Origin of the sequence: Neptunomonas concharum (assembly GCF_008630635.1) — a bacterium.
In the GTDB taxonomy this organism is placed as follows: Bacteria; Pseudomonadota; Gammaproteobacteria; order Pseudomonadales; family Balneatricaceae; genus Neptunomonas; species Neptunomonas concharum.
The window spans coordinates 168819-193157 of the sequence record NZ_CP043869.1; the positions used below are offsets into that span (position 1 = coordinate 168819).

Here is a 24339-nt window from a genome sequence, read left to right on the forward strand (position 1 = left end):
GAAAATGAGTCATTCTGAAGTTTGTCGCTATCCTGTGCCGGCATTAGACACAGTGCCAGAGGATATACGCGAGCGAATTCTAACAGTGCAAGAGAAAGCGGGATTTATCCCTAATGTCTTTCTAACCTTGACTCACCGTCCAGCTGAGTTTCGTGCTTTTTTTGCATATCACGACGCGATTATGGAGCGTGAAGGGTGTACGTTAACCCCCGCTGAGAAAGAGATGATTATTGTCGCGACCAGCTCGGCAAATGGTTGCCAGTATTGCGTTGTAGCCCACGGCGCATTGTTACGAGTATTTGCCAAAGAGCCTTTATTAGCTGATCAAATAGCTATTAACTACCTGCATGCACCGTTGAGTGAAAAGCAACGGGCAATGTTAGATTTTGCCATTAAGTTATCTCGCACGCCTGAACAGATCTGTGATCGTGACTATCAGTTGTTGTATCAGGTCGGGTATAACGATGAAGACATTTGGGATATAGCCGGTATTACGGCATTTTTTGGACTTTCCAACCGGATGGCGATTGTGACATCTATGCAGGCCAATGCAGAGTTCTACACGATGGCACGTTTACCGCGGTGAATTTAAGCAGCTTGGTGAGAAAGGGCTTTTCTTATCAAGCTGCTTTGTTTGTGGCTCTGTACACTTATACGGCAATTTTGCGAATCACATCGCCGTGATTTTCCGCTTCTATTAAAGAAAAGTGCAAGGCGCGAATTGCATCTTCATAGTCGTTCTCTGCCACAATGCATTGCATCTCAACCTGACGTACCGATTGGTGCAGCGCAAGCACATTGATACCCGCATCGGAGAGTGCAGAGACAGTTCTTGCCAGCATACCTTTGATTTTTATATCAGAACCAACCGCTGAAACAATCGCTACATTGTGCATTTTAACTTCTGCGAGTGGGTATTTTTCTTCAATTAAACGCATGATGCGATTAATTTTTTTGCGGTTGCCCGCGACGTAAAAGGTAATACTGTTAGCGTCCGCTTCTTTGTTAACGAGCTGGAGTTTCAGCTCTTTTATGGTCTGGCTAATATGGATGTCATGCTCCGGGCTGCCGAGCATATCTTGGTCGAAGACTTCGATGCCCACTACATCTTTACGGCCCGCAATAATCTCTACACAGGGGCGAGGGTTGCAGTAGTTGTTGTCGATAATTGTCCCTAGGTGATCCGGTTCAAATGTGTTTTTGATACGGATATGGATCCCCCCTTTACGAATCTCTCTAGCCGCGCGAGGGTGTATCGCTTCCATACCTAAGTTTGATAACTGGTCTGCCACATCAAAATTGGTCATGCCTATTGTGACAACGTTTTCTTCGCCAACCAGTCTTGGGTCGGCGCTGCTCAAATGGAACTCTTTATGAATCACTGCTTCGCGAGCACCCGTTAAGGCTGCGATTTTAGCAAACGTCATTTCACTGTAGCCGCGATCAAAAGTACGCATCAGCTGTTCGGAGCATTGGGTGTAGCCCGTTACAATCAATAGCTCTTTACTGGGGTCGAGCCCTTTAAATGTCTCCGTTATCATCTGATCAATCGCTAAGGGGCGCTCTTGCTTCCACCCCGTTAAGTCGACAAATCGTGCGGGAATTTGATTGTTTTTTAAGAGTTTGGTCGAGTTGTAGGCACTGTGAGCTTCACCGATGGAAGCCAGCATTTCCCTAACGGTAGATAAGTGTTCCTCCAGCTGGAAGTGCCCATAGGAGCATAGGCTGTGCAAACTTTGCATACACTGTTCAGCATCACGAATGCGGCGGCTAATAAAGCGATTCGCATCTTCCAGATCTGCTCCTACGAACATCTGCTTGTTAATAGCCAGCAGCTTTTCTTCTACTAGATTAAGGCGGTCTATCCAGGCATCTTCTTGCTCGGCTTCTGCAAAGCAGCTATACACGCCGGCGTTTCCCGTTTTTTTATGTTCGAGTAGCAGGTCGGTGATACCTGCATAAGCAGAAACGACGAAAATACGGTTAAACAGATCGTTATTTTTTTTTCTTAACCAGATGTTATTAAGTACTTCGGTAAAGCGGCTCATGGATGTGCCGCCAATCTTTTCAACAGTATGGGTCATAGTAGGTTCGAGAGGAGGTTACCCACCTCTCGTTTCGTTTAAAGGGTTTTTATGGTCTCGCGCGAGCAGATATATTCTGGCCGTGGAGGTTGTAGAGAAAAAGGCTCATAAACCATGTTGTCAATATGGTTGTAGACAAAGAATAGGTTGCTGCGAGGGTCCGGCGTAATGTTACTGTTGGAACCATGCATGATGTTGCAATCAAAAAACAGCACAGAGCCTGCGGCGGCTTCCGCGCAATCAATACCATATTTATCGCTTAGGTATTGCAGGCTTTCGTTGCTGGGAATGCCATATTCTTGCTTTTGCAATGATGTCTCGTAGTGGTTCTCAGGCGTTTCGCCAACGCAACTGATGAACTCTTTATGAGAGCCTGGCATCAACATTAAAGCGCCATTTTTCGCATTATTATCGGTCAAAAGAATGGAGCAGCTGATTGCTCGCATACGAGGCATGCCATCTTCTACATGCCAGGTTTCAAAATCCGAGTGCCAATAAAACTCCTTGCCTTTAAAGCCTGGCTTGAAGTTAAGACGTGACTGATGAATATAAACATCACCGCCAAGAATGCGCCGTGCAATATCAGCAATGCGTGGGTCGCGGGCAACGTTTGAAAACAGCGGATGATTCTGGTGAATTTGGAAAACAGAGCGTAGCTCTGAATTGCCCCTTTCGGTAATGGCAACAGGGCTGTTTTTGAGAGACTCATCTTGCTGTATAGCAGTGATGGCTTGGTGAAACTCATTGACCTCCGACGAATTAAACAGTCCGGGAAGCAAAAGGTAGCCATTCTTCTCAAAATCGTTAAGTTGCTGGGTGGACAACGTACAGGAAGATAGTATGGGTGTTTCCGCTTCAGGATAAATAACCGGATCAAGGCGCGGTTGCACCTTGGCTCTGGTCTCTATGCGTGAGGGGTAATCGTCTTGCATAGTATGCATCATATTCTTTAGTGCCATTAGGCACTTTGCTCTTCTACTTGTTCTAAAGGGTACACACCGTTCTCATCATGAACTTCCAGACCACTCAACGCCGGATTAAAAACGCACGCCAGTTTGAGCTCTGAATGTGCTCTGAGCAGGTGCTCGTCATTCTTGTCTAAAATGTAGATGGTGCCGGGCTTGATGGGATGGATAACGCCATCATCCAGCGTCTCCACCTCGCCTTCTCCGCTGATGCAGTACACTGACTCCAAATGGTTCTGATACCAAATATGGGTTTCCGTGTTGGCATAAATAGTGGTGATATGAAATGAAAACCCCATATTGTCATTTTTAAGTAGTAATCGTGTGCTTTCCCAGTGGTTATCAGGGGATACAACGCGACGGCTGCTTTGCTCTGCTTCTTGTAATGTTCTGACAATCATGTTGCTCTCCTTAATCAGCTAGCTTCGTGGTATACGTCATCAAAGTAACAGGTGTCTTCGGGTATCTCAGTTTCATTAGCGCATACGGACTTAATGGCTTCTTCGACAATATCAATACCGCGCTTAAGATTGTCATCGCTGATAATAAGTGGGCAAAGGAATTTGATGACTTGGTCATCGGCTCCGCTGGTCTCAATAATGACACCTTGCTGGAAAGCCTTACGCGTGATTTTGCTGGCCAGCTCACCATCGACACAGTTGATCCCTTGGAACATACCGCGTCCTCTGGTTGTAAAGTTACCGTCACCATATTTTTCGACAATGTGGGTTAGACGCTGGGAAATATATTCGCCTTTTCGTTTGATTTCGTTGGAGAAATGGTCATCCGACCAATAATAATCAATAGCGGCTTTAGCGGTGACAAAAGCGAAATTGTTGCCACGGAAGGTACCGTTGTGCTCACCGGGTTTCCACTGATCCAGTTCAGGCTTGAAGAGCACGACGGCAAAAGGCAAGCCATAACCACCAAGTGACTTGGACAGTGTAACGATATCAGGCGTGATACCCGCTTCTTCAAAGCTGAAGTAGCTACCTGTGCGGCCACAACCGGCTTGGATATCATCGACGATCAGTAAAATTTTATGAGCACGGCAGATTTTTTCTAGATTCCTGAGCCACTCAAAACTAGCGGCGTTAATACCACCTTCACCTTGTACGGTTTCAACAATGACGGCGGCAGGCAAATCGATACCGCTACTGGAATCAGCCAGTACTTTTTCGAGATAGGCTGTTGTGTCTATATCTTCACCTAAGTAACCATCGTAGGGAACGCGGCTCACACCGCTCAGACTCACCCCTGCAGCACCTCGATGATGGGAGTTACCGGTAGCAGCCAATGCGCCTAAACTTACGCCATGAAAGCCATTAGTAAAGGCAATAATGTTTTCGCGGCCAGTCACATTTCGCGCCAGTTTTAATGCTGCTTCAACAGCGTTTGTGCCGGTAGGGCCTGTAAATTGAACGACATAGTCTAGACTACGAGGCTTCAGGATTTTTTCATTGAAGGCTTCTAAGAACTCTCCCTTAGCTTTTGTATGCAGGTCTAAGCCATGAGTGATTCCATCTGCCTGGATATATTCGAGAAGTTTTTCTTTGAAAAGATCGTTGTTATGGCCGTAATTGAGGGTTCCGGCACCCGCCAGAAAGTCCAAATACTCTGTACCCTCTTCACAATAAAGGTACTCACCTTTAGCGCGATTAAAAATGCGAGGGAATGAGCGCGCATAGGATTGAACTTCTGATTCGATTTCATCAAATATTTTCATTACTTTGTGTTCCTAAATAATTTACTAAAGAGTGGGATGTTCCGTTACGCCGATTGCTGATCAAGGCGTATAGCGGGCCCAGCAAGATAGAGCACTTCGTCTTCATGGTCGTTATTAAAGTGGATACCCTGTTTGAACAGTGTCTTAGTTTCAACCGATGTGAAGTGTTCTTTGAAAAAGCGTGTAAACAGCTTTCTTGAAGCCTGATTACTTGGTGAGATAGTGGTTTCCATATGGGTAAGACGAGCGTCACGGCGGAACAGCTCGGTTAGCATGGTGTTGGCAATGCCTTGTCCACGGAACTCGCTGCTCAGCGCGACCTGCCAGATGAATAACGTATCAGGGCGGGATTGAGGAATATACCCTGATATGAATCCCGCAATAGTGCCATCTTCTGTCTGGGCAATAATTGAAGTGTCGGAGAAGTCACGACACTGAAGCAGGTTACAGTAGAGAGAGTTTTGATCGAGAGGGGGACAGCGTTGAATAAGTTGATACACGGCTTGTCCATCAGCCGGAGTAGGTTTCCTATATGTTATATACATAGTATTTGTAAATTTTAGCCTATCTAATGTTTAGTAATGCTACATATTATAAAGCATTTACTAGGGCGTTTATCAACCTATTATCTGTTTTATAGTGTTTTTTGGTGTGATTTAAGTTTGCTTTACAAAGTAAAAAAGATGTAACAATGGTTTGATAGGCGCTTTGATAGTAGAATTTATACCAGTTTATTCTGAGATGGTTGGTATATGGAAAAGAGTGATGAGGCTTTAATTCTTCTACGTCAAATTATCCGGGCAACTGATATGCAGGAGAAGGAGATCAGTCGCAGTACTGGCTTAACGCTACCGCAATTAATGGTGATGCAAACGTTAAGAAATAATTCACCTATCACTTCAGGGGAGCTAGCTAAAGAGATTTCCCTCACTCAGGCGACCGTTACCAGCATACTAGATCGTCTCGAAAAGAAGGGATTGGTAGCTCGTGAGCGGGGGGTGGATGACAAGCGCAAAGTATGGCTTCATCTGACCAATGACGGCTGGGAGCTGATGAAAGGTGCACCAACAACACAGCAGTCGTTATTTACGCGTCGTTTTGATGATATGCAAAACTGGGAGCAGTCAATGGTGGTTTCTGCGTTGGAGCGGGTTGCTTTTATGTTGGATGCACAGCACCTAGATGCCGCGCCGGTATTGGATATCGGGCAATTAGACCGTACTGAAACTACAGCAGGCTAGAAACTAAAAAGCCCCGCTATTAGCGAGGCTTTAAAGTGGTGCCCGGAGGCGGAATCGAACCACCGACACGAGGATTTTCAATCCTCTGCTCTACCGACTGAGCTATCCGGGCAACTCAAGAGGCGCGTATTAAACCCTGACTTTGTTGCTCTGTCAAGGGGTTTGCCTCAACTATTTTGTAGGTGGGACGTAGCCTTCTACTTTTGTGTAATCGCCACCGTCTAAAAACTTTTCCATCTCTTCCTGAAGAATTTTTCGTGTAGATGGATCCATCAGGCTCATATGCTTTTCATTGATGATCATGGTTTGATGGTTAGTCCACTCTTCCCACGCTTTTTTGGAAACGGTTTCATAGATCTCTTGCCCTTTTGGGCCTGGATAAGGTGGTTTTTCCAAGCCTTCCAGCTCTTCTTTATATTTGCGGCACATGACTGTACGGCTCATGAGTATCTCCGGTCAGTTATTCAGTGTGGGGTGTAGGTTTCCAGTAATTTTTTTACTGGAGCAGCCAGCCCAATATTTTGTGGTTGGCGTATGTTATACCAGAGTGTGGGATTTCCTTCCATGACACAGTCTGTAGGGTTATTGATGGGGATGCGTACTGGTGTGATATCTAAATGGAAGTGACTAAAGGTATGCCTGAGTGGCTCAAGGGGCTGTGCGCGATCCAGATTAAGGGAAAAGCCCGTAATGCTCTCAGCATCCCTTAGGTCTTGCACTTCAGGTAAGCACCATAATCCCCCCCACAATCCACTGGGTGGTCGTTGCTGTAGGAGTGTTTTCCCGTCGCTGTCTTGTAGCAGCAGCATGAGTGTCTGTTTAGTGGGAATCTTCTTTTTGGGCTTTGGATGTGGGTAGTCTGTCGGTCGACCTGTTAGATAGGCGGCGCAGTGTGTTTGTAAAGGGCATAGTAGGCAGCTGGGTTTGCTACGGGTGCATAGGGTTGCCCCCATATCCATCATCGCTTGAGTATAGTCACCGACACGTTCGTTCGGTGTGTTTTGCTCTGCGTATTGCCATAAACGCTTGAGATTGGCTGTGCTGCCGGGCCAGCCATCGAGTGCGTAATATCGTGCTAATACCCGTTTGACATTACCGTCGAGAATGGCTGCTCGCTTGCCTGTTGATATCGATAAGATAGCACCGGCTGTGGATCGACCTATGCCGGGTAGCTGTTCTAGCTCCTCGACCGTTTCGGGGAAGTCGCCTTGGTAATCTTGGCTTATAATCTGTGCAGTTTTATGCAAATTGCGTGCGCGGGCGTAATAGCCCAGCCCTGTCCATAGATGTAGAACTTCGTCTTGAGGCGCGTTTGCCAAAGCATCGATGTCAGGGAAGCGCTCTATGAATCGTTCAAAATAGGGGATAACGGTAGTCACCTGCGTTTGTTGCAGCATGATTTCGGAGATCCATGTGAAGTAGGCGGTTTTTTTACGTTGCCACGGTAGATTGTGGCGGCCGTGCTGGTCAAACCAGTCCAACACGGCTTTACTGAATGAAGGAGTTGTCATTGCTTATTTAAATAATCCTTTAAGCAAGCCTTTAACGGCCTCATCATCTTTGAGTTTATCTTTAAGTTGATCTTTGACTTTGTTGCCAAGCTCTTCTTTTACCTTATCGGTCACTGCTTTTTTAAGAATATCTCGGATGATGCGGGTATCAGGTTTACAGAGCTCAGTTGGCTCTTGATCAAATGACCCTTTGCAGCGAACAGGCCACTCTACACCTTCAAGGCGGTTATTTACCGGACAGGTCTTTTTAAAGAGATTTTCTTGAATCACCAAGGCAAGCTGATAATCCACCAATGCATTGGGTAAGTCGACAGCGCCCTGACCTTTGACGAGCATAGCGTCGAGCTGGGCTTTCAAGTCCTGATTGCTGATTACACCGTTTTTAATACTGAAATTACCGCCCATTTTGGCAAACGGTGTTGAGGTGTCGACCGTTTGTGCTGGTGCGGTTGTGCCTAGCGCTGACAGTGTATTGATGGTTTGGCAGATCTCTTGAGCCATGTTAATACCGTTAACAACACCATTGGAGACTGAGAGGTTGGCGCTGCCGTTAGCTTGGTTAATGAGGCTATGGATCGACTGGCCTTGCGTTGTGATAGAGGAAGAAGAGCTGAGTGTGCCTGTGATGGCGGGTTGGCTTTCTCCGGTGAGCGCGACCAGCATATCGCCTATCTGAATGCCGTTGACCGATTTTTCGCTAGAGATTTTTAACGGGGCCTTACGGGCATCAAGAACCACTTTGTTTTTTACGCTGCCGCCATACAGGTTAACGTTAAGCCGAGGGATCTCCACAAGGCCTTTGTTAGCATTAACAGAAACATCGACGTTGCTGAGTTTCATTTTATTAGCGGTGACATCTTTGATCGTGAGCGCGGCAGCTAAATTAAGTTGTTGCAAAGGCTCAAGTGGAATGATCTCCTCTTTGCTATAGCCTTGATTGCTGCCTTGTTTGGTGTCTGTTTTTTCGGTTGAGACGGTTTGTGAAGCTGGTGGCAAGTAGCGGTCTACATTGATGCGGTCGCCTGCAAGCTTGACGTTAATACGGCCGGTTTTGAAATTCATGCCTGCATTACCTTGCAACGCTGTGTCATCCAATTTTATATCTAAAAGATCAGTATTGATGGCGTTGCTATTACCGCTGAAACTGCTATTGAGACTGATGTGTTTCAGTACGTTGGGATCGGTGGTTTCAATCGGTGCTTGGCCAAGGGAGGTAAGCAGGGAATTAAGCGCGAAAGGTTCGGCAGAGATTGAGCCGGCCATTGTCAATGTGTCTAAATCTTTGATATCAAGCTTGCCGCTGAGCTTTAGGTCGGCAAATGTTGCGGCCCAAGCATCCACTATTAGGCTTCGTTTCAGTAAATCCAGCTGAATAGTATCGGACTGAGCAGCTAGTTGTAGGTTTGCTCCATTTTGCAGCTCCAAATCGCCTGCTAGGTTGTTGATAGTGTACTGTTGGCGGGATAGATCCATGACCGCTTGGCTAGTTAATTGCGCAGCAGCTTGTAGTGTGGTCTTGCTTCCTTGGGTTTGTTTGAGCAGTAAGCCAAGAGTCAGATTAAAAGGTTGGTTATTTTGGATACGATCAGTGGTTAAGTTGACATTGGATAGCTGGCTGGTCTGTCCGCTTTGATCATCTTGATAGGTGATCAAAGCATTGCTGAGCTGAATGCTTTCAATGTCTAATGTCAGCTCTGATCCACTGGCTTCTTGGTTAGCTTGAGTGTCTGGTAAATTGGCGGAAGATGGCGGGCTAATCCAGTTGGTGTTGCCTTCTTTATCTTTTACTAAATTCAGCTTAAGCCCATTGATAACAATGTTGCTCATCTGAACCTGCCCTGAGAAGAGTGGGGCGAGTTTAACTGACACCTCCGCACGGCCCAAGTGAGCCAGCGGAGCTCTTTGTGGGAAGTTAGCATCAATCTCTGCGACAGAAAGGCCAAGCCACGGGAATACTGACCAGCTGATCTCACCGCCAATCTTTAATTCAATTCCGCTTTTCTCAAGCGCTGCCTGTTCTATCTCTGCTTTGAAATCGTTTGGATTAAAGAAAGCGCCGAGGATGGCACCGCCCGCTGCCACCAATACGGCACATATGGCGACAAGTCCAAGAACGATTTTGATCAACTTACCCATAGCAACGCCCTTCTAGGTTCTTTTATAGTTTAGCCAACACTGTTACAGAGACCCAGTGTAACGAATTATCGCTATAGAATGCATGTAAGATGTGAATCGTGGGTTAATTGTTTGTTGCGGTGCATCCTGAGTCAGGTAGATATATAATAAGTCTTTTCTGTTTCTTATCAGCGGAGAGCAGCATGTCTGATCGCAAGGCCACAGTAAATCGGGAAACTCTGGAAACTCAGATTACCATCTCCATCAATTTGGATGGCACCGGGCAGTTCAGCGCAGATACCGGTGTTCCTTTTTTGGAGCATATGATGGATCAGATTGCTCGCCACGGCCTTATCGACCTGAGCATTGAAGCCAATGGCGATATCTATATTGACGATCACCACACGGTAGAAGATATCGGTATTACGTTAGGACAAGCGTTTAAACAAGCCGTGGGAGATAAAACCGGTATTCGTCGATATGGACACGCTTATGTGCCTCTGGATGAAGCTTTATCTCGTGTGGTTATCGACTTCTCGGGCCGCCCTGGGCTCAGCTTTAATTGCGATTTTACGCGCGCATCCATTGGTCGATTAGATACCCAGCTGTTTTGGGAGTTTTTCCAAGGCTTTGTAAACCATGCAGGCGTCACATTGCACATTGATAATATCAAAGGCTTTAATGCTCACCACCAAGCGGAAACGATCTTTAAAGCGTTTGGGCGCGCACTGCGGATGGCGCTAGAAGTTGATCCACGAGCAGAGACCATGATGCCTTCAACCAAGGGTGTGCTCTAACCATGAGTAGTATTGCGGTTATTGATTATGGGATGGGGAACCTGCACTCGGTTGCTAAAGCTTTAGAACATGTCCAACCAGGTGTGGATGTTTGGGTCACATCAGACCCTAAAAAAGTCGCCGAAGCAGATCGTGTATTGCTACCCGGTGTGGGGGCGATTCGCGATTGTATGGCTGAAATTTATAAGCAAGGTGTAGACAAAGAAGTTGCCGAAGCGATCCGCTCTGGTCGACCCTTTCTAGGTATTTGTGTTGGCTATCAAGCGTTAATGCAAGTGTCGCAAGAAAATGGTGGCATTGATTGTCTAGGCGAATTTGAAGGTAGTGTGAACTATTTTGGTGACCATCTTCTAGATGCTCAGGGCGAACGCCTTAAAGTGCCGCATATGGGTTGGAACCAGGTTCAGCAAACGATTGATCACCCACTCTGGAACAACATTGAAGATGGCAGCCGCTTTTACTTTGTACACAGCTACTATGTGAAAGCAGCGCAACGAGCGCAAGTGGCTGCGACCTGTGAATACGGTGTGAAATTTGATGTGGCACTGAGTCATGACAATGTATTTGCGGTGCAATTTCACCCAGAAAAGAGTCATACAGCCGGTTTGCAGCTATTAAAAAACTTCCTGAATTGGGATGGAAAGCCCTAAGTCGTGCACCTGATGGCCCATAGAGGGTACGGAGAATTAACATGGCATTAGCCAAACGCATTATTCCTTGTCTGGATGTTGAAAACGGTCGTGTTGTTAAAGGCGTGCAGTTTGTTGATATTCGAGATGCAGGCGATCCTGTTGAAGTCGCAAAGCGCTATGATGAAGCAGGCGCGGATGAGATCACCTTTTTGGACATTACGGCGACCCATGAAGGACGCGATACCATGGTGCATACAGTCGAGCGTATGGCCTCACAAGTCTTTATTCCATTGACCGTCGGTGGTGGTATCCGCACTTGTGAAGATATTCGCACGATGTTGAATGCGGGTGCTGATAAAGTCTCAATCAACAGTGCGGCTGTGTTTAATCCGGAGTTTGTGCGCGAAGCCTCAGAACGCTTTGGTTCGCAATGTATCGTAGTAGCCATTGATGCCAAGAAAGTCTCTGCTGAAGGCGAACCTGATCGTTGGGAAATTTTCACGCACGGAGGCCGAAAGCCGACGGGTTTAGATGCCGTTGAATGGGCGAAGAAAATGGTCGAGCTAGGCGCCGGTGAAATTTTGCTGACCTCGATGGATCAGGATGGTGTGAAGAATGGTTATGATCTCGGTGTGACCCGTGCGATTTCTGAAGCGGTGAGTGTGCCGGTGATAGCATCGGGTGGCGTTGGCAATCTTGATCATCTGGTCGAGGGAATTCTTGAGGGTAAAGCGGATGCGGTGTTAGCGGCCTCTATTTTCCACTTCAATGAATATAGCATCCCTCAAGCAAAAGCGTATATGCATGATCGGGGTATAGAAGTTCGGCTATAGTTGATTCAGATAAGCCCGTCCATGTGTCGGGCTTTTTTATGTTAGGAAGACACCCATGAAAAAGGTTCTATTAATTGCGATTAGCGGGTTGGTCATAATTAACGCTTATGCCACCGAGGTTACTCTAACTCCTGTTCAAGTTAGTACGTTGGAAGCGATCGTTGATCAGGCGAGCTACAGGGCTCCAGCGAAGGTAGTCAATGAGCAACACCTTGATGTTAGCGTAGAGATAAGTGGCTTACTGAATGCATTCGAAGTGAGAGTGGGTGATAGAGTTGCTAAAGGTGATTTATTAGCGCGCTTTGATTGTCAGGATTATCAGCTATTAGGTGAACAAGCGCGACATAGCGTGGTGGCGTTAAATAGCCAGCTTACCTTAGCTCAGCAACAGCTTAAACGTGCCCGTGCACTACAAAAAACGGGTAGTGCCTCCGTAGAGTTATTAAATCAGCGTCAAACCGAATTTAATGCATTAAGCGCCCAAGTTAAAGGGCAGCAAGTTCATTTGCAGCAAGCTGAACGTGATATCTCCCGATGCGAAGTGAGAGCCCCGTTTTCTGGGGTAGTTACTCAGGTGAAAACGGCGGCAGGTGCTTGGTTATCTGTGGGTAGTCCAGTCCTTCGATTGCTCAGTGATAATGGCATGGAAGTAAGTGCAAACTTACAGCAGCACCTGCTCAGTACGTTGGATGATGCCGACAAAATAGTATTTCGCTTAGGACAAGATAGCTACCTACTGAAGCTAAGATCATCTATCCCTTTTATTAATGAAACTACTCGAACCCAAGAGGTACGTTTCATTTTTGAACGTGCTAAAGCGCTAACGGGAGCGGTTGGTGAGTTGGTATGGCAGTCGTCAGAGCTGCGCTTGCCACCTGAGTATTTGGTCAAACGAGAAGGTGTATTGGGTGTCATGTTAGCAGAAGCTGATAAGGCGAGATTCTGGCCTTTGTCCGATGCACGAGAAGGGCAGTCGGTTAATGTTGAGCTTTCCCCAGACGTGTTGGTCATTATTCAAGGGCAGCATGTCGTGAATGAAGGCTCAATGATTTTTGTAGAAAGTGCTACTACTGAAAAAGCTTCTGGAGCAATGGATAATGCTACAACGTCTGCTCAATAACCATGTCTTAGCGAACCTGACGTTTGTGCTGGTGCTGATGATCGGCGCGATCGCTTACATGATGCTGCCCCGCCAGCAAGATCCTACTATTAACTTTAACTGGATAGCGGTCACAACCGCCTTGCCTGGGGCGACGGCACAAGATGTTGAGCTGCGCGTTACCAATCCATTAGAAGATGCGGTGAGGTCAATCTCGGATATTCGCTTTGTATCGTCTAATAGTCGAGAAGGGATCTCCAGTATGTTGATCCGCTTCGAAGATATTGATGATCGCACCTTTGATAAACATGTCAGCTCGATTCGGCGGGAAATTCAAAATGCTGAAGCTGATCTTCCGGCAGAAGCAACGGATCCTTTTATCTTAGAAATCACATCATCGAATGCATTCCCAAGCGTGATGGTGGCCGTAACGGCCTTGTCAGATGGCGATAATCTACGCCAGCAGGCGGTTAATATTGAGCAAGATTTAGAACGCTTAAAAGGCGTTGAGCGTGTTGACCCTGTCGCGTTGGATGATCCTGAATTACAAGTAAATCTTAACTTGGATCGCTTGCAGGCTTTGGGTATTTCTCCCACACAAGTGTCCGATTCGGTTGCCTTATGGTTCAGAGACGTTTCGGCAGGTAGCGTCAATGTTGGCGATCAAGGTTGGTTGGTGAGGTTGGCAGGCCGAAATGCAGAAGCGGATAAGGTTGCCGAAATCCCTTTGGTCGGGGCGGGAGGAGATATTCGCCTGCAGCGTATCGCTGATGTTGTCCGTTCCCACGAAAAGTCTACGCAGTTAGCGAGAGTTGATGGTCGCCCCGCTGTGATGATGGCGGTCATGAAGAAGGAGAGTGCCAATACGCTTGAGTTAGTCGAGCGCGTCAAAAGCTATCTTGATGAGCGCAATCAGCTTGAAGTGCAGACAGGCGTACGGCTTCTTGTGATCGATGATCAAACGGTGCCGACTCGTGAAGCGATCACCTTGATGCAAAATAATGCCAGCATTGGTCTGCTTTTAGTTTTGCTAGTCGCTTGGCTATTTCTCGGTATGCGGATCGCTATACTCACCGCGATCGGTATTCCTTTTATTTTGGCAGGTACTTTTTGGGTGCTTTGGTCGATGGGCGAAACCCTCAATGTTGTGGCGCTATTAGGCGTAGTGATCGTGCTGGGGATGTTGGTTGATGATGCTGTAGTCGTCGTAGAAGCCATCTATTATCGGCTGCAACATGGGACTCATCCAATGGAGGCGGCGATCGAATCCTTACAAGAGGTGGCTCAGCCAGTTGCCAGTGCCGTGTTAACGACAATGGCCGCTTTTTTACCCTTGATGCTGTTACCAGGTATTTTGGGTGACTTCATGCGAGTGATCCCGATGGTCGTCACCATCGCCTTGGCTATTTCGCTGATCGAGGCTTTTTGGATGTTACCCGCCCATGTTCTGGTTGCTAAAATCCGCTTTGATAAACCCTCTCGTACCCAGTTACTGCGTCAGAAAATGACCAGTAACATACAGCGTTTCTATCTTCGCTTATTAGTGAAAACTCTCCGCCGACCGATTATCACGCTGTCGTCGATCGTACTGTTGTTTATGGGCTCTATCGGTTTGATCGGATCAGGTCAGATCAAGATGGATTTCTTTGCTTCAGATCCACTGCGATTATTCTACGTAAACGTACAGATGCCGCCGGATATACCACTTGAAAAAACACTGCAAAAAGTTCTGGAGGTTGAGCAACGGGTAAAAGCACATCTGAATCCTGAGGATGTACGCGCTGTCGCAAGTTATGCAGGGCAGATGTTTACCGAGATGGAGCCATTTTTCGGCGATCAGTATGGCCAGATATTAGTGGGTCTTAAGCCTAAAAGTGCAGATAACCGTGATGTGGATGAGATTATAGAGGCGATGCGTGAAGATGTTACCCGTATAGCGGGCCCCGTTCGGGTATCTTTCTTGCGTATGGCCGGAGGCCCGCCCGTCTCCAAACCCATTAGCGTGAAAATTCGTGGTGATGACTACCAAGAGATTCGCCAAGCGGCTTCAGATATGCAAGCGATGTTATTGGATCTTCCCGGTGTTAAAGATATTGGTGATGATGCCGGTAGTGGCCGTATGTCGATGACGCTGAAGCCTGATTATACGGCGATTGCGGCTGCCGGATTGAATCCTTCACAAGTCTTAAGGACGGTGCAACTGTTGGTCGATGGTGAAGTCGTTGCAGATATGCAATCGAAGGGCAGAAAACTGGAGGTGCGTGTTAAAGCCGCCACGCAAGCGTATCAGAATATTAATGACCTCCTGCTGTTCCGCTTACCTGATCACCAAGGCCGCATGATCCCCTTAAATGCGCTGGTTAGCGCAGAGTATGCTGAGAGTATTGGGAATATCCGCCACTATAATTTCCGTCGAGCGATCACGGTTGATGCGGATATTGAAGAGGGTGGCATGGATACGGTACAAGCGAATGCATGGCTTTTGGATAATTGGAATAAACAGTTACAGGCGAAGTATCCAGCGATCAACTTGGATTTTTCTGGAGAGTTAGATGATATCCAAGAAAGCATGGACTCTATTGCCGTTCTTTTCCTGTTTGGTGTGGGGTTGATGTACCTCATCTTAGGAACGCAATTCTCAAGTTATTGGCAGCCTTTCATGATATTGGCGACCGTACCGATGGCTTTCACGGGTGTCGTGTTGGGTTTATGGGTGACGGGTAATCCCTTGAGTTTGTTCACTTTGTACGGTGTTGTAGCGTTAGCGGGAATTGCGGTGAATGCTGCGATTGTCTTGATCTCGGCCGCGAACCAGCGTCTTGATAAGGGGATGAGCGTATTACACGCAACACTCTATGCATCTCGGCGGCGTGTAATACCTATTCTGATTACCTCGTTAACAACGATAGCGGGCTTGTTCTCTCTTGCAACGGGGTTAGGAGGTAAGTCGCTAATATGGGGGCCTGTAGCAACTTCAATTGTCAGCGGTTTAGCTTTCTCTACCATCCTGACACTGTTTGTTGTGCCTTTGCTGTATCGACTGTTTATGAAACGGTCTGTAGGCTAGATATATTATTTAAGCCGCTTCTCTTCCTATTGTGAACGCCTTTGTCCTCCAAGCGTGAATAACGTTTGGAGGGCTTCTGCTGTCATCGGTCTTCCGTGTAGCCAGCCTTGTTGAATATCTACATCCATCTCTGTGAGTTGCTGCCATTGCTGCTGGGTCTCCACGCCTTCGGCAACCGTTGTCAGATTAAGCGTTTTAGCTAATTTAAGAATTGTATGGAGCACATCAGCATTAACAGAGTCAGTGCTCATGGAGGAAATAAAGCTCTTGTCCGCCTTTAGAATGCTGACCGGGAGTGAACGCAGATAGCTTAACCCGCAGTAGCCTGTGCCAAAGTCATCAATGGCAATAGGTATATTAGCTGCATCAAGCCGTTTTAAGGCTTGCTGTATTTTATCTGAGTCTAGCGCCAACATACTGTTTTCGGTCACTTCGAGTACTAATCCAGGAATCGTTTCACGAAAAGAGATGAGTTCATTGAGGCAATCTTTATCCAATAAATGACAAGCGGCAATGTTGATATGAACGGTAAACTGTGGGCACTCTTCAATGAAGGGCGCAAGATCTCGTCTACATTGCTCCAGCTGCTGAGATGTCATCTTCTTCAGTAAACCGGACTGCTCAGCATGGGGAAGGAACATAGCGGGTGGTTTTATTCCGTCAGTTGGATGTTGCCAGCGCACAAGGGCTTCTACTCCGATTAAACAACGGGTTTTAGAGTCTACAAGGGGTTGAAAAACAGAGAAGAACTCTTTGTTATACACCGCTTTTTTTAATTGTTGCGTAGGGTTAATAAGATACCGCTGTACTTGCCAACTCAAAAGATAAAGCAGTAGAAACAAGCCAAAAGCGCTTGAATACCAAGCCATAGGTATTTCATCTACACCTCGATACAAAATATCGCTTCTTTCGCTGATAGCGATGCTTAAGTTGGGTAGTGTCAATAAGGGCCGAATGGCAACAACGTGTTCTTTCCCGTTATCGAAGGTGCCTTCCCGAATAGTTGATGAGCTCAAAGGGAAATGAATGAGAGCAGACCGCAGAGGGAGGCTATACTCTCCTTCTAGCGTGATAGGAACTCCGCTTGTGTTATCAATAATAGCGGTATACCCATGAGTACTGGTATAGCCGAGCAACTGGTTTTGTAGCCAGCTAATACGAAGCAGTGCATTGACCTCGCCAAAATCGCTAGTGGTTCTTGCCAAAACGAAAGCCGGTTGCTGCATGAACTCGACAATTAATGGGCCTAAAAAGCGTAATCCGAACACTTTTTCAGGCTTGGCAACCTTGATTTGTGGTCTGATTTTTTCCCAGCTCGTACACAATAAAGTACCGTGGTGATCGACAAAACCAATTTCTACGATTTGAGGTAGTGTAAATAGCGCACTTCTGATTTGGAATAATGAATCTTCGGAACAACTACTTTGAGTAGACTCTAGTTCTAAAAGAACCAGATTGATAGCACTGAAATTTTGATCCAGCCAATCTGCGATATTTGTTGCTTTGTTGAGTAAAGATTCACGACGCAGCTCTTTCTCATTCGTGAAGTGCTCTACGTAAAAGGAACAAAAAACCAATGTGGTCAGGGTGCCACTGATTAAAAGCGTTACTAGATAACGATTAACCGTTGACCAACTGATGCTTATGTTCACAGTATTTACCTGTCTGGTTTTTGATTCCTTACTAGATCGTCAAATCTTTAGCGGCCGCTTAACTATAGCTGAATGTTGGGCGGTTTGCCTGATTATATGCTTATTGGGTAGGTGTGAGCGAGGCGTGTTTCCCAGCTTCAAAAGCCGCATCATTTAATGCGAGCATCTCGGCCCCTTTGTTTTTAAAACGAGAAAGCAATGCCGTTTTTAATACCTCGGAGCTTAGCGTCAGATGTGCAGCGATGGCGCCAAGCATAACAGAGTTGACTAAACGCCGGTCTCCCAGGTGAATCGCGATATTGCCCGCGTCAAAATTTACAAGATTTATGGGATGATCAGCGAGTTGTTGTTCTGGGTTTTCGGGATAATCAAACAACCCAACGGATACGACGGGAGGTGCCTGTGGGTAAGAGTTCACCATCACCGTTGCACCATTTCTTACGTGAGTTACCCAGCGCAGAGCCTCAGCCGGCTCGAACGCTAACATAAGGTCGGCATGACCTGGGGTGATAGAGGGCGATAAGACTTTGTTGCCAAAGCGAACATGGGAGGTGACAACGCCGCCTCTTTGAGCCATGCCTGCTACTTCGGTTTTTTTTACATCATAGCCGTCAAGGATGGCCGCTTGGGAGATGATATCGGCGGCTGTCATGACGCCTTGTCCACCGATCCCAACAACCAGAATATTGGTAATCTGTTCCATTACTTCAGCTCCACAGTGTCGATTCGGGCCGTGCTAATTACAGGCACAATAGCATCAGGTGCACAGGTGTTAATGCAAAGGTTACAGCCAGTACAAGCCGCGCTATCGATATTAACAAAGGATAGTACTTTCTCTTTTCCATTCGGCTTGATAACGGTCTCCCGGCGAGCTACCAAAATAGCTGGGCAGCCTACATCTAAGCAGTTGCTACAGCCCGTACATTTATCCGTATCGACAGTGAGAGGAGGCTGTTTTGCGTAGCGCTCTGTTAGCACACAGGGTTGATTGGTGATAATGACCGACGGTTCTTTAACTTTGACTTCGTCACGGAGTGCCTTAAACAGCGTCGGAAGCTCATAAGGGTTGACTTCGTGAATCCTCTCAGACCGGACACCTAACGCTTCACAAAGCTTTCTAAAATCAATTTTTACGGTCGCATCCCCATGAATATTTAACCCAGAGGATGGTGCATTTTGGCCGCCAGTCATCCCCACAGCGCGATTATCCAGCAATAAGATTGTGACATTACCCTTGTTGTACGTGATATCCAGGAGCCCCTGCATACCCATATGTAGAAAGGTCGAATCGCCAATGACAGCTAACACGTTCTTATTGGCGTCCTCTTCGCTGCGACCTTTATCAATGCCCTGCGCGACACTTAAGGATGCGCCCATACTGATACAAGTATCTAACGCATTCCATGGGTGGCCAGCCCCTAAGGTGTAACAACCAATATCGCCTGCAATAATGGTATTTTTGACATGAGATAAGCAATAGTAGATCCCTAAGTGAGGACAAGCAACGCACATCGTAGGCGGACGTGGGAATACCTCTGTCACACCGACAGCCGCAATGGTATTTTCTTTTCCTAGCAGGCGTGCGACGGCTGGTGTAATGACCGCAGGTGTCAGTTCGCCCATGCGAGGGATGGCCTCTTTACCATGTAATTGTATACCGGCGGCTTTTAATTCCGTTTCCAGCAACGGCTCAACTTCTTCGATAACGACTAATTTTTCAACCGAGTCGGCAAATTCACGAATCATTTCAATGGGGGCTGGGTGACTCATTCCTAGCTTTATCAATGGCGCATCAGGAAAAGCTTCCCTGACATGGCAATAAGCAGCGCCAGAGGTAATAAAGCCGACCTGCCGAGTGGAACCTTGCTCAATAACATTGAGCGAGCAGGACTCAGAAAAGGTTGCCAAAGTTTTATCTCGCTCCAGCATAAGGGGAATACGTTGCCTAGCGTTGCCCGGAACCATTACTAAACGGCTAGGGTCTTTGGTGAATTTTCGCCCTTCTTTAACCTGTGGTATTGATAGGGTGACTAATCCTTTTACGTGACAGATGCGTGTTGTTAAGCGAAGGATAACGGGGACTGCGTATTGCTCAGATAAGCCAAAAGCAAACCGTGTCATATCGTAAGCGTCTTGAGAGTCTGAAGGCTCCAGTACCGGCAGGTGGGCAAAGCGCCCCCAGTAACGAGAATCTTGCTCGTTCTGAGAAGATGACAACCCTACATCATCTGCAATCGCAATGACTAAACCGCCCACCGCCCCAATCAGTGTTTGAGTCATTAAGGCATCAGATGCCACGTTCATACCAACATGTTTCATAGCGCATAAAGCGCGGCTGCCAGCCAAGGATGCACCAATGGCGACTTCCAATGAGACTTTTTCATTGATAGACCACTCGGTATACAGATCAGGGTAAGCGGCGATGAACTCCAGAATCTCAGTAGAAGGTGTTCCCGGGTAAGCCGATGCGACGCGACAGCCTGCGTCCCGAGCGGCAAGGGCGACTGCTTCGTTACCAGAAATAAAAATAGCTGGGTTGCTCTGGACCTGTTGGGCGACCGACATAACACCACTCCGTTACATGATGATCATTCTTGGGGCAGAATGCTGAATAAATAAGCACTCGAGTGTAATAGCGGGGATTAGGGAAAATACCGACCTGGATCAATAAATCAGAATGAATTGGGCGAAGGTCTAAGTAGAATAACGGTCTACTTAAAAGATGAGAGGCATCTAAATAGCTGGGGATCGGTTGTGTTTTTGCGGGCTTTTACTGCGCTTATGGTCGTACATGCGCTTGTCGGCCAAGGTTAAACACTCGGACTGATTTTTGCCTTCAAGGCTGGAAGCTATACCATAACTGATACCTGATTTATCCCAGCCTTGTTTTCGAAGCTCTTTTTCGCATTGTATAACGATCTCTTGGAGTGTCGCTTTTAAGGTAGGAATATCTTGTTTTTTACGTACATCAAGTAACCACACAAATTCATCGCCGCCTGTACGAAAAACACTCCCTAGTCCTTTAAGTTTATTCTGCATCAGTTGCGCGCTATTGATTAAAAACAGATCGCCTTTGTCGTGCCCTAGTTGGTCATTAATCGCTTTAATACCATCGAAGTCTATAAAGACGATGATGAAATGATGCTCTAGTTCGTTAAAGCTTTCGCTTAATAAATGTCGATTGCCTGTGCCTGTTAGCGGATCAATGCGTGCGAGATAAAAAGAGCGGTTGTAGTCTTTCTGCTTGTTATAAAACCATTCGGCTAATGACAGTAATATACAAAAGCAATCTATTGCTAACGCAAGCAAGACGATTAGCGCTGGGTTCAGTCCTGTATCAATGAGTTTGGCATGAGTAAGGACATAAATAAGTAAGGATGCTCCATAAACAAGGTTGCCTGCTAGATAGTATTTAGCACGGGAGTACTCCGCCCGCAGCATGTTAAAACCAATCGCGATACTGGTGGTTATCCATACCAGAGCAATGATGTGAGAGATCACAAAAGCGAATGAAAAGTTGACCCAAGGGAGTAATAGTCCAATACCTAGACACACCAAACAGAGCTGATCTAAGACGCGAGCCAGTTTGGAGTAGCCTTGCTGGCAGTTAAACAGCAGTTTGGTGAATTGGGCCGCGCACGCTATCGCGATAGGAAAAATCAACATTCCCCAGTAGGTGGAATTATAGAAAGGTGTGGGAAACAGATCATTCATCAGGCCTGCAGCGGCGGCCCAGCCGATACCATGTAATCCTACATAACCGGCATAAGCGATGGTGATTGCACTTCGTACTCTGATGAAAATAATGAGCGCGATTAAGGCCAGTGTCAGCATCACAGCAATAGATGAGGCTGTGATTGAGTTAATGATCAATTGACGATGAAAAAATGCAGCCTCGCTGAAAAAGCTAATAGAAAGCGGATTGGCATAATGTTTGGCATCTATGAATATCCATAGATTGCCTTGCTCATATTTTTCTAGTGTAAGACTGAACGCTTGAGAGTGCATCAAACTTGGGGTTATGGCACCCCTTGTTTGTGAGAAATCAATGCGTCGGACAGCATCCCTATGAGCGCTTTCCCAAAAAGCGATCCCGCTATCAACAAAAGTGGTGTTTGGATTAACAAACCAGGTGCGAGGTTCGTGGCTACTATTTTTGACTACTATTTTTGCAATATAGCTGCCCGAATGGCCGGCCAGAGAGTGTTCAATCGGATGCGCATCGACTAATGCATTACGTAAGGTGGATAAGTCGAGTGTTGTTGGATGATTGTCACTTGGGTACCAAAGCTGTTCTTCGCTGATTTCATAGTGATCTCCTGTCTCAAGCGTGAGGGAGGAGTGAGCCATTAAGGGTGTGATAAGCAAGAAGCTAAGTAAAAGTGACAGGAAAAAGTTATTTATCATCCTTGGCTTTATTCCCTTTCGCGTGAATGGCCGAAGCTTACCTTGTTCATAAGAGAAGGTAAGTGTTAAGTACGATAAATCGTCTCTATCAAGTGGTAACCAAACTTAGTCTTTACTGGCCCGTGTACCGTGAGTAAAGGCTTTTTGAATACCACGTTATCGAATGCTTTTAGCATTTTACCAGGCGAAAACTCGCCCAAGTCCCCACCCCGTTTGGCAGAATTACATTGCGAATGCCGCTTAGCAAGCGTAGCAAAGTCTGCACCTTTCGCCAGTTGCTGCTTAAGTTTTTCTGCCTCTTCTTTGGTTTTTACCAGAATGTGTCGTGCGCAAGCTTTTGGCATTCGCAATATTCTCTTTTCTATGTGCGTTTTAAGACTTCATCGACCAGCTTGTTGATGCCGCTGGCTGCTTCAATAATGGAACCTGCCAGCATATAAGCCGGTGTCGTGATTAGCTTTCGCTGCTCATCAATGACGATGTCATCCACGAGGCAGTTGGTATGCTGGCCGCCCATTGCTTCTATCGCTGCTGCTGTTTCTTGATCTGTCCCGATTGTGCAGGTAGCGCCTTCACCAAAGAGTAGTGGGGTCATAGCGGGAGCGATACAGATTAAGCCAACTGGCTTGTTGGCCTGATGGATCGCTTGTGCAAAGGCTAGTAGGTCTGGATTGACATGGCAATCTGGGCCTTTTACCGCAAAGTCGCTAAGGTTTTTGGCTGCACCAAACCCACCGGGGATAATGAGTGCATCATAATCTGCAGGGTTGGCTGTTGCTAAATCAATAATCTCACCGCGGGCGATACGAGCCGCTTCAACTAGGACATTTCGAGATTCCCCCTGTGCAACCTCACCTTTAAGATGATCAATGACGTGTAGTTGATCGATATTAGGAGCCATGCACTGGTAGCTTGCCCCTTGTTGTTCTAATCTGAGTAACGTCAGTACCGACTCATGGATTTCGGCACCATCAAATACACCACAACCTGAAAGTACGACGGCAACTTTCTTCATCCTTTTTTCCTCTCGCTGATATCTGTCATATCCACATCTGGATAGATTACGTTAAGATTAATCCCATAACCAGTAACCGAAAAGTGGCTTCAGTGACGAGTATTTGAGTGCTGTCATCTCTCTGTCATATTTTTCGGGTCAAATTTATTTAGATGAAAAGGATATAGCCGTGGCCTTTAACGATAGCCAGCGTTTCTTCCCTGATACCCGTATGCGCCGTATGCGTGCTGACTCATTCTCACGGCGTTTGATGCGAGAGAATTTGCTCACACCTGCGGACCTGATCTATCCCGTTTTTGTTATTGAAGGTAATAACAGCAAAGAGACTGTTGCCTCAATGCCGGGTGTTGAACGGATGAGTATCGATCTGTTGGTTAAAGAAGCTCGCGAGCTGGATAGCCTAGGGGTACCTGCCATGGCGCTGTTTCCGGTTACGCCAGCTTCGGCAAAGTCTGAGCTTGCTGAAGAGGCTTACAACCCCGATGGCTTGGCTCAGCGGGCGGTTAAAGCGATTAAGGATGCATGCCCAGACTTAGGCATTATCACGGATGTTGCGTTAGATCCATTTACGATCCATGGACAGGATGGGATCTTGGATAGCAGCGGTTATGTCCTGAATGATCGCACCGTAGAAGCCCTGATTCAGCAAGCGCTCTCTCATGCGGCGGCAGGGGCGGATGTGGTTGCGCCAAGCGACATGATGGATGGCCGCATAGGCGGTATTCGTGAAGCATTGGAAGAAGAGGGTCACGTTAATACTCGAATTATGGCGTATTCTGCCAAGTATGCGAGTGCTTACTATGGGCCGTTTAGAGATGCAGTAGGTTCCGCTGGGAACTTAGGTAAAGGCAACAAATTTAGCTATCAGATGGATCCTGCCAACAGCGATGAAGCCCTTCACGAAGTTGGGCTGGATCTGGCTGAAGGCGCGGATATGGTTATGGTAAAACCCGGTATGCCGTACTTAGATATTGTGCGCCGGGTCAAAGATGAATTTAAAGTACCGACATTTGTTTATCAGGTGAGTGGTGAATATGCTATGCATATGGCCGCTTTCCAGAATGGTTGGTTGGATGAGCGCAGTGTGATGATGGAATCCCTACTGGCATTTAAACGTGCGGGTGCAGATGGGGTTCTGACTTACTTCGCAAAACGCGCCGCTCAACTGATGAACGAATAGGCAGTACTCCACAGA

At 46.8% G+C, this 24339-nt stretch carries 22 protein-coding genes and 1 tRNA gene; 8 read left to right on the forward strand and 15 right to left on the reverse strand.

Annotated features, from left to right (window positions below; all coding sequences use genetic code 11):
• The first annotated feature begins 4 nt into the window (after nucleotides 1-4).
• Nucleotides 5-586 carry a peroxidase-related enzyme gene (locus tag F0U83_RS00795; protein ID WP_138986058.1) on the forward strand — a complete coding sequence of 194 codons (582 nt, stop codon included), beginning with the start codon at nucleotides 5-7 and terminating at the stop codon, nucleotides 584-586.
• Nucleotides 587-650: 64 nt separating this feature from the next.
• On the opposite strand, the gene F0U83_RS00800 is transcribed toward F0U83_RS00795, so the two are convergent.
• From F0U83_RS00800 to ectA, 5 genes are read right to left on the reverse strand one after another with little or no spacing between them, the layout of a single operon-like run.
• Nucleotides 651-2084, reverse strand: a complete 1434-nt coding sequence (locus tag F0U83_RS00800; protein WP_138986059.1) for an aspartate kinase — start codon at nucleotides 2082-2084, stop codon at nucleotides 651-653.
• Nucleotides 2085-2122: 38 nt separating this feature from the next.
• Nucleotides 2123-3043 carry an ectoine hydroxylase gene (thpD, locus tag F0U83_RS00805; RefSeq protein ID WP_246077577.1) on the reverse strand — a complete coding sequence of 307 codons (921 nt, stop codon included), beginning with the start codon at nucleotides 3041-3043 and terminating at the stop codon, nucleotides 2123-2125.
• Complete coding sequence (locus F0U83_RS00810; protein WP_138986060.1) at nucleotides 3043-3450, reverse strand: ectoine synthase; 408 nt, start codon at nucleotides 3448-3450, stop codon at nucleotides 3043-3045. Before F0U83_RS00810 ends, thpD begins: the two co-directional genes overlap by 1 nt.
• 14 nt (nucleotides 3451-3464) lie before the next feature.
• The gene (gene ectB / locus F0U83_RS00815) at nucleotides 3465-4775 is read right to left on the reverse strand and encodes a diaminobutyrate--2-oxoglutarate transaminase (RefSeq protein WP_138986061.1); all 1311 of its coding nucleotides are present in this window, start codon (nucleotides 4773-4775) and stop codon (nucleotides 3465-3467) included.
• 44 nt (nucleotides 4776-4819) lie between these two features.
• Nucleotides 4820-5320 (reverse strand): diaminobutyrate acetyltransferase, encoded by a 501-nt coding sequence (gene ectA / locus F0U83_RS00820; RefSeq protein WP_138986062.1) that lies wholly within the window; start codon nucleotides 5318-5320, stop codon nucleotides 4820-4822.
• A gap of 207 nt (nucleotides 5321-5527) precedes the next feature.
• Here ectA and F0U83_RS00825 point away from each other — a divergent pair, with 207 nt between their 5' ends.
• Nucleotides 5528-6016, forward strand: coding sequence for a MarR family winged helix-turn-helix transcriptional regulator (locus tag F0U83_RS00825; RefSeq protein ID WP_138986063.1), 489 nt, complete (start codon nucleotides 5528-5530; stop codon nucleotides 6014-6016).
• A 36-nt stretch (nucleotides 6017-6052) separates the two neighbouring features.
• Here the strand turns inward: F0U83_RS00825 and F0U83_RS00830 are convergent.
• From F0U83_RS00830 to F0U83_RS00845, 4 genes are all read right to left on the reverse strand, one after another.
• Nucleotides 6053-6128, reverse strand: a tRNA-Phe gene (locus F0U83_RS00830).
• Nucleotides 6129-6187: 59 nt separating this feature from the next.
• Nucleotides 6188-6460: an oxidative damage protection protein gene (locus F0U83_RS00835; protein ID WP_138986064.1), complete on the reverse strand. Its 273-nt coding sequence runs from the start codon at nucleotides 6458-6460 to the stop codon at nucleotides 6188-6190.
• Between the two features lie 20 nt (nucleotides 6461-6480).
• The gene (gene mutY / locus F0U83_RS00840; RefSeq protein ID WP_138986065.1) at nucleotides 6481-7527 is read right to left on the reverse strand and encodes an A/G-specific adenine glycosylase; all 1047 of its coding nucleotides are present in this window, start codon (nucleotides 7525-7527) and stop codon (nucleotides 6481-6483) included.
• 3 nt (nucleotides 7528-7530) lie between these two features.
• Nucleotides 7531-9663: an AsmA family protein gene (locus F0U83_RS00845; RefSeq protein ID WP_138986066.1), complete on the reverse strand. Its 2133-nt coding sequence runs from the start codon at nucleotides 9661-9663 to the stop codon at nucleotides 7531-7533.
• 182 nt (nucleotides 9664-9845) lie between these two features.
• Here F0U83_RS00845 and hisB point away from each other — a divergent pair, with 182 nt between their 5' ends.
• The 5 genes from hisB to F0U83_RS00870 are packed head-to-tail and all read left to right on the forward strand — an operon-like array spanning nucleotide 9846 to nucleotide 16070.
• Nucleotides 9846-10439, forward strand: coding sequence for an imidazoleglycerol-phosphate dehydratase HisB (hisB, locus tag F0U83_RS00850; protein WP_138986067.1), 594 nt, complete (start codon nucleotides 9846-9848; stop codon nucleotides 10437-10439).
• 2 nt (nucleotides 10440-10441) lie between these two features.
• A complete protein-coding gene (gene hisH, locus F0U83_RS00855; RefSeq protein WP_138986068.1) occupies nucleotides 10442-11089 on the forward strand; it encodes an imidazole glycerol phosphate synthase subunit HisH in 648 nt (215 codons plus the stop codon).
• A gap of 41 nt (nucleotides 11090-11130) precedes the next feature.
• Nucleotides 11131-11904, forward strand: a complete 774-nt coding sequence (hisF, locus tag F0U83_RS00860; RefSeq protein WP_138986069.1) for an imidazole glycerol phosphate synthase subunit HisF — start codon at nucleotides 11131-11133, stop codon at nucleotides 11902-11904.
• Between the two features lie 55 nt (nucleotides 11905-11959).
• Nucleotides 11960-13024 (forward strand): efflux RND transporter periplasmic adaptor subunit, encoded by a 1065-nt coding sequence (locus F0U83_RS00865; protein ID WP_138986070.1) that lies wholly within the window; start codon nucleotides 11960-11962, stop codon nucleotides 13022-13024.
• Entirely contained in the window at nucleotides 13002-16070 is a 3069-nt protein-coding gene (locus F0U83_RS00870) for an efflux RND transporter permease subunit (protein WP_138986071.1), read from the forward strand. The genes F0U83_RS00865 and F0U83_RS00870 overlap by 23 nt, the downstream gene beginning before the upstream one ends.
• A gap of 26 nt (nucleotides 16071-16096) precedes the next feature.
• Here the strand turns inward: F0U83_RS00870 and F0U83_RS00875 are convergent, their stop codons facing one another.
• The 6 genes from F0U83_RS00875 to elbB all read right to left on the reverse strand — a co-directional run bounded on the left by F0U83_RS00875 (nucleotide 16097) and on the right by elbB (nucleotide 23144).
• Nucleotides 16097-17722, reverse strand: a complete 1626-nt coding sequence (locus F0U83_RS00875; RefSeq protein ID WP_138986072.1) for an EAL domain-containing protein — start codon at nucleotides 17720-17722, stop codon at nucleotides 16097-16099.
• A 100-nt stretch (nucleotides 17723-17822) separates the two neighbouring features.
• Entirely contained in the window at nucleotides 17823-18425 is a 603-nt protein-coding gene (locus tag F0U83_RS00880; protein ID WP_138986073.1) for an indolepyruvate oxidoreductase subunit beta, read from the reverse strand.
• Nucleotides 18425-20287: a thiamine pyrophosphate-dependent enzyme gene (locus F0U83_RS00885; protein WP_138986074.1), complete on the reverse strand. Its 1863-nt coding sequence runs from the start codon at nucleotides 20285-20287 to the stop codon at nucleotides 18425-18427. Before F0U83_RS00885 ends, F0U83_RS00880 begins: the two co-directional genes overlap by 1 nt.
• 168 nt (nucleotides 20288-20455) lie before the next feature.
• Nucleotides 20456-22129, reverse strand: a complete 1674-nt coding sequence (locus F0U83_RS00890; protein WP_138986075.1) for a GGDEF domain-containing protein — start codon at nucleotides 22127-22129, stop codon at nucleotides 20456-20458.
• Between the two features lie 65 nt (nucleotides 22130-22194).
• Nucleotides 22195-22473 (reverse strand): peptidylprolyl isomerase, encoded by a 279-nt coding sequence (locus tag F0U83_RS00895; RefSeq protein ID WP_138986076.1) that lies wholly within the window; start codon nucleotides 22471-22473, stop codon nucleotides 22195-22197.
• 17 nt (nucleotides 22474-22490) lie between these two features.
• On the reverse strand, nucleotides 22491-23144 hold the full coding sequence (elbB, locus tag F0U83_RS00900) for an isoprenoid biosynthesis glyoxalase ElbB (protein ID WP_138986077.1): 654 nt from the start codon (nucleotides 23142-23144) through the stop codon (nucleotides 22491-22493).
• Nucleotides 23145-23313: 169 nt separating this feature from the next.
• Here elbB and hemB point away from each other — a divergent pair, with 169 nt between their 5' ends.
• On the forward strand, nucleotides 23314-24324 hold the full coding sequence (gene hemB / locus F0U83_RS00905; protein ID WP_138986078.1) for a porphobilinogen synthase: 1011 nt from the start codon (nucleotides 23314-23316) through the stop codon (nucleotides 24322-24324).
• Nucleotides 24325-24339: the final 15 nt, after the last annotated feature.

What these genes read in the sequence shown, in the direction of transcription:
- thpD (WP_246077577.1), bottom strand. Translation starts at nt 3,043, where the DNA reads ATGGCACTAAAGAATATGATGCATACTATGCAAGACGATTACCCCTCA.
- hisF (WP_138986069.1), top strand. Translation starts at nt 11,131, where the DNA reads ATGGCATTAGCCAAACGCATTATTCCTTGTCTGGATGTTGAAAACGGT.
- F0U83_RS00825 (WP_138986063.1), top strand. Translation starts at nt 5,528, where the DNA reads ATGGAAAAGAGTGATGAGGCTTTAATTCTTCTACGTCAAATTATCCGG.
- F0U83_RS00870 (WP_138986071.1), top strand. Translation starts at nt 13,002, where the DNA reads ATGCTACAACGTCTGCTCAATAACCATGTCTTAGCGAACCTGACGTTT.
- ectB (WP_138986061.1), bottom strand. Translation starts at nt 4,775, where the DNA reads ATGAAAATATTTGATGAAATCGAATCAGAAGTTCAATCCTATGCGCGC.
- F0U83_RS00810 (WP_138986060.1), bottom strand. Translation starts at nt 3,450, where the DNA reads ATGATTGTCAGAACATTACAAGAAGCAGAGCAAAGCAGCCGTCGCGTT.
- hisH (WP_138986068.1), top strand. Translation starts at nt 10,442, where the DNA reads ATGAGTAGTATTGCGGTTATTGATTATGGGATGGGGAACCTGCACTCG.
- mutY (WP_138986065.1), bottom strand. Translation starts at nt 7,527, where the DNA reads ATGACAACTCCTTCATTCAGTAAAGCCGTGTTGGACTGGTTTGACCAG.
- hisB (WP_138986067.1), top strand. Translation starts at nt 9,846, where the DNA reads ATGTCTGATCGCAAGGCCACAGTAAATCGGGAAACTCTGGAAACTCAG.
- F0U83_RS00865 (WP_138986070.1), top strand. Translation starts at nt 11,960, where the DNA reads ATGAAAAAGGTTCTATTAATTGCGATTAGCGGGTTGGTCATAATTAAC.
- F0U83_RS00880 (WP_138986073.1), bottom strand. Translation starts at nt 18,425, where the DNA reads ATGGAACAGATTACCAATATTCTGGTTGTTGGGATCGGTGGACAAGGC.
- F0U83_RS00795 (WP_138986058.1), top strand. Translation starts at nt 5, where the DNA reads ATGAGTCATTCTGAAGTTTGTCGCTATCCTGTGCCGGCATTAGACACA.
- ectA (WP_138986062.1), bottom strand. Translation starts at nt 5,320, where the DNA reads ATGTATATAACATATAGGAAACCTACTCCGGCTGATGGACAAGCCGTG.
- F0U83_RS00890 (WP_138986075.1), bottom strand. Translation starts at nt 22,129, where the DNA reads ATGATAAATAACTTTTTCCTGTCACTTTTACTTAGCTTCTTGCTTATC.
- F0U83_RS00895 (WP_138986076.1), bottom strand. Translation starts at nt 22,473, where the DNA reads ATGCCAAAAGCTTGCGCACGACACATTCTGGTAAAAACCAAAGAAGAG.
- F0U83_RS00845 (WP_138986066.1), bottom strand. Translation starts at nt 9,663, where the DNA reads ATGGGTAAGTTGATCAAAATCGTTCTTGGACTTGTCGCCATATGTGCC.
- elbB (WP_138986077.1), bottom strand. Translation starts at nt 23,144, where the DNA reads ATGAAGAAAGTTGCCGTCGTACTTTCAGGTTGTGGTGTATTTGATGGT.
- F0U83_RS00835 (WP_138986064.1), bottom strand. Translation starts at nt 6,460, where the DNA reads ATGAGCCGTACAGTCATGTGCCGCAAATATAAAGAAGAGCTGGAAGGC.
- F0U83_RS00800 (WP_138986059.1), bottom strand. Translation starts at nt 2,084, where the DNA reads ATGACCCATACTGTTGAAAAGATTGGCGGCACATCCATGAGCCGCTTT.
- F0U83_RS00885 (WP_138986074.1), bottom strand. Translation starts at nt 20,287, where the DNA reads ATGTCGGTCGCCCAACAGGTCCAGAGCAACCCAGCTATTTTTATTTCT.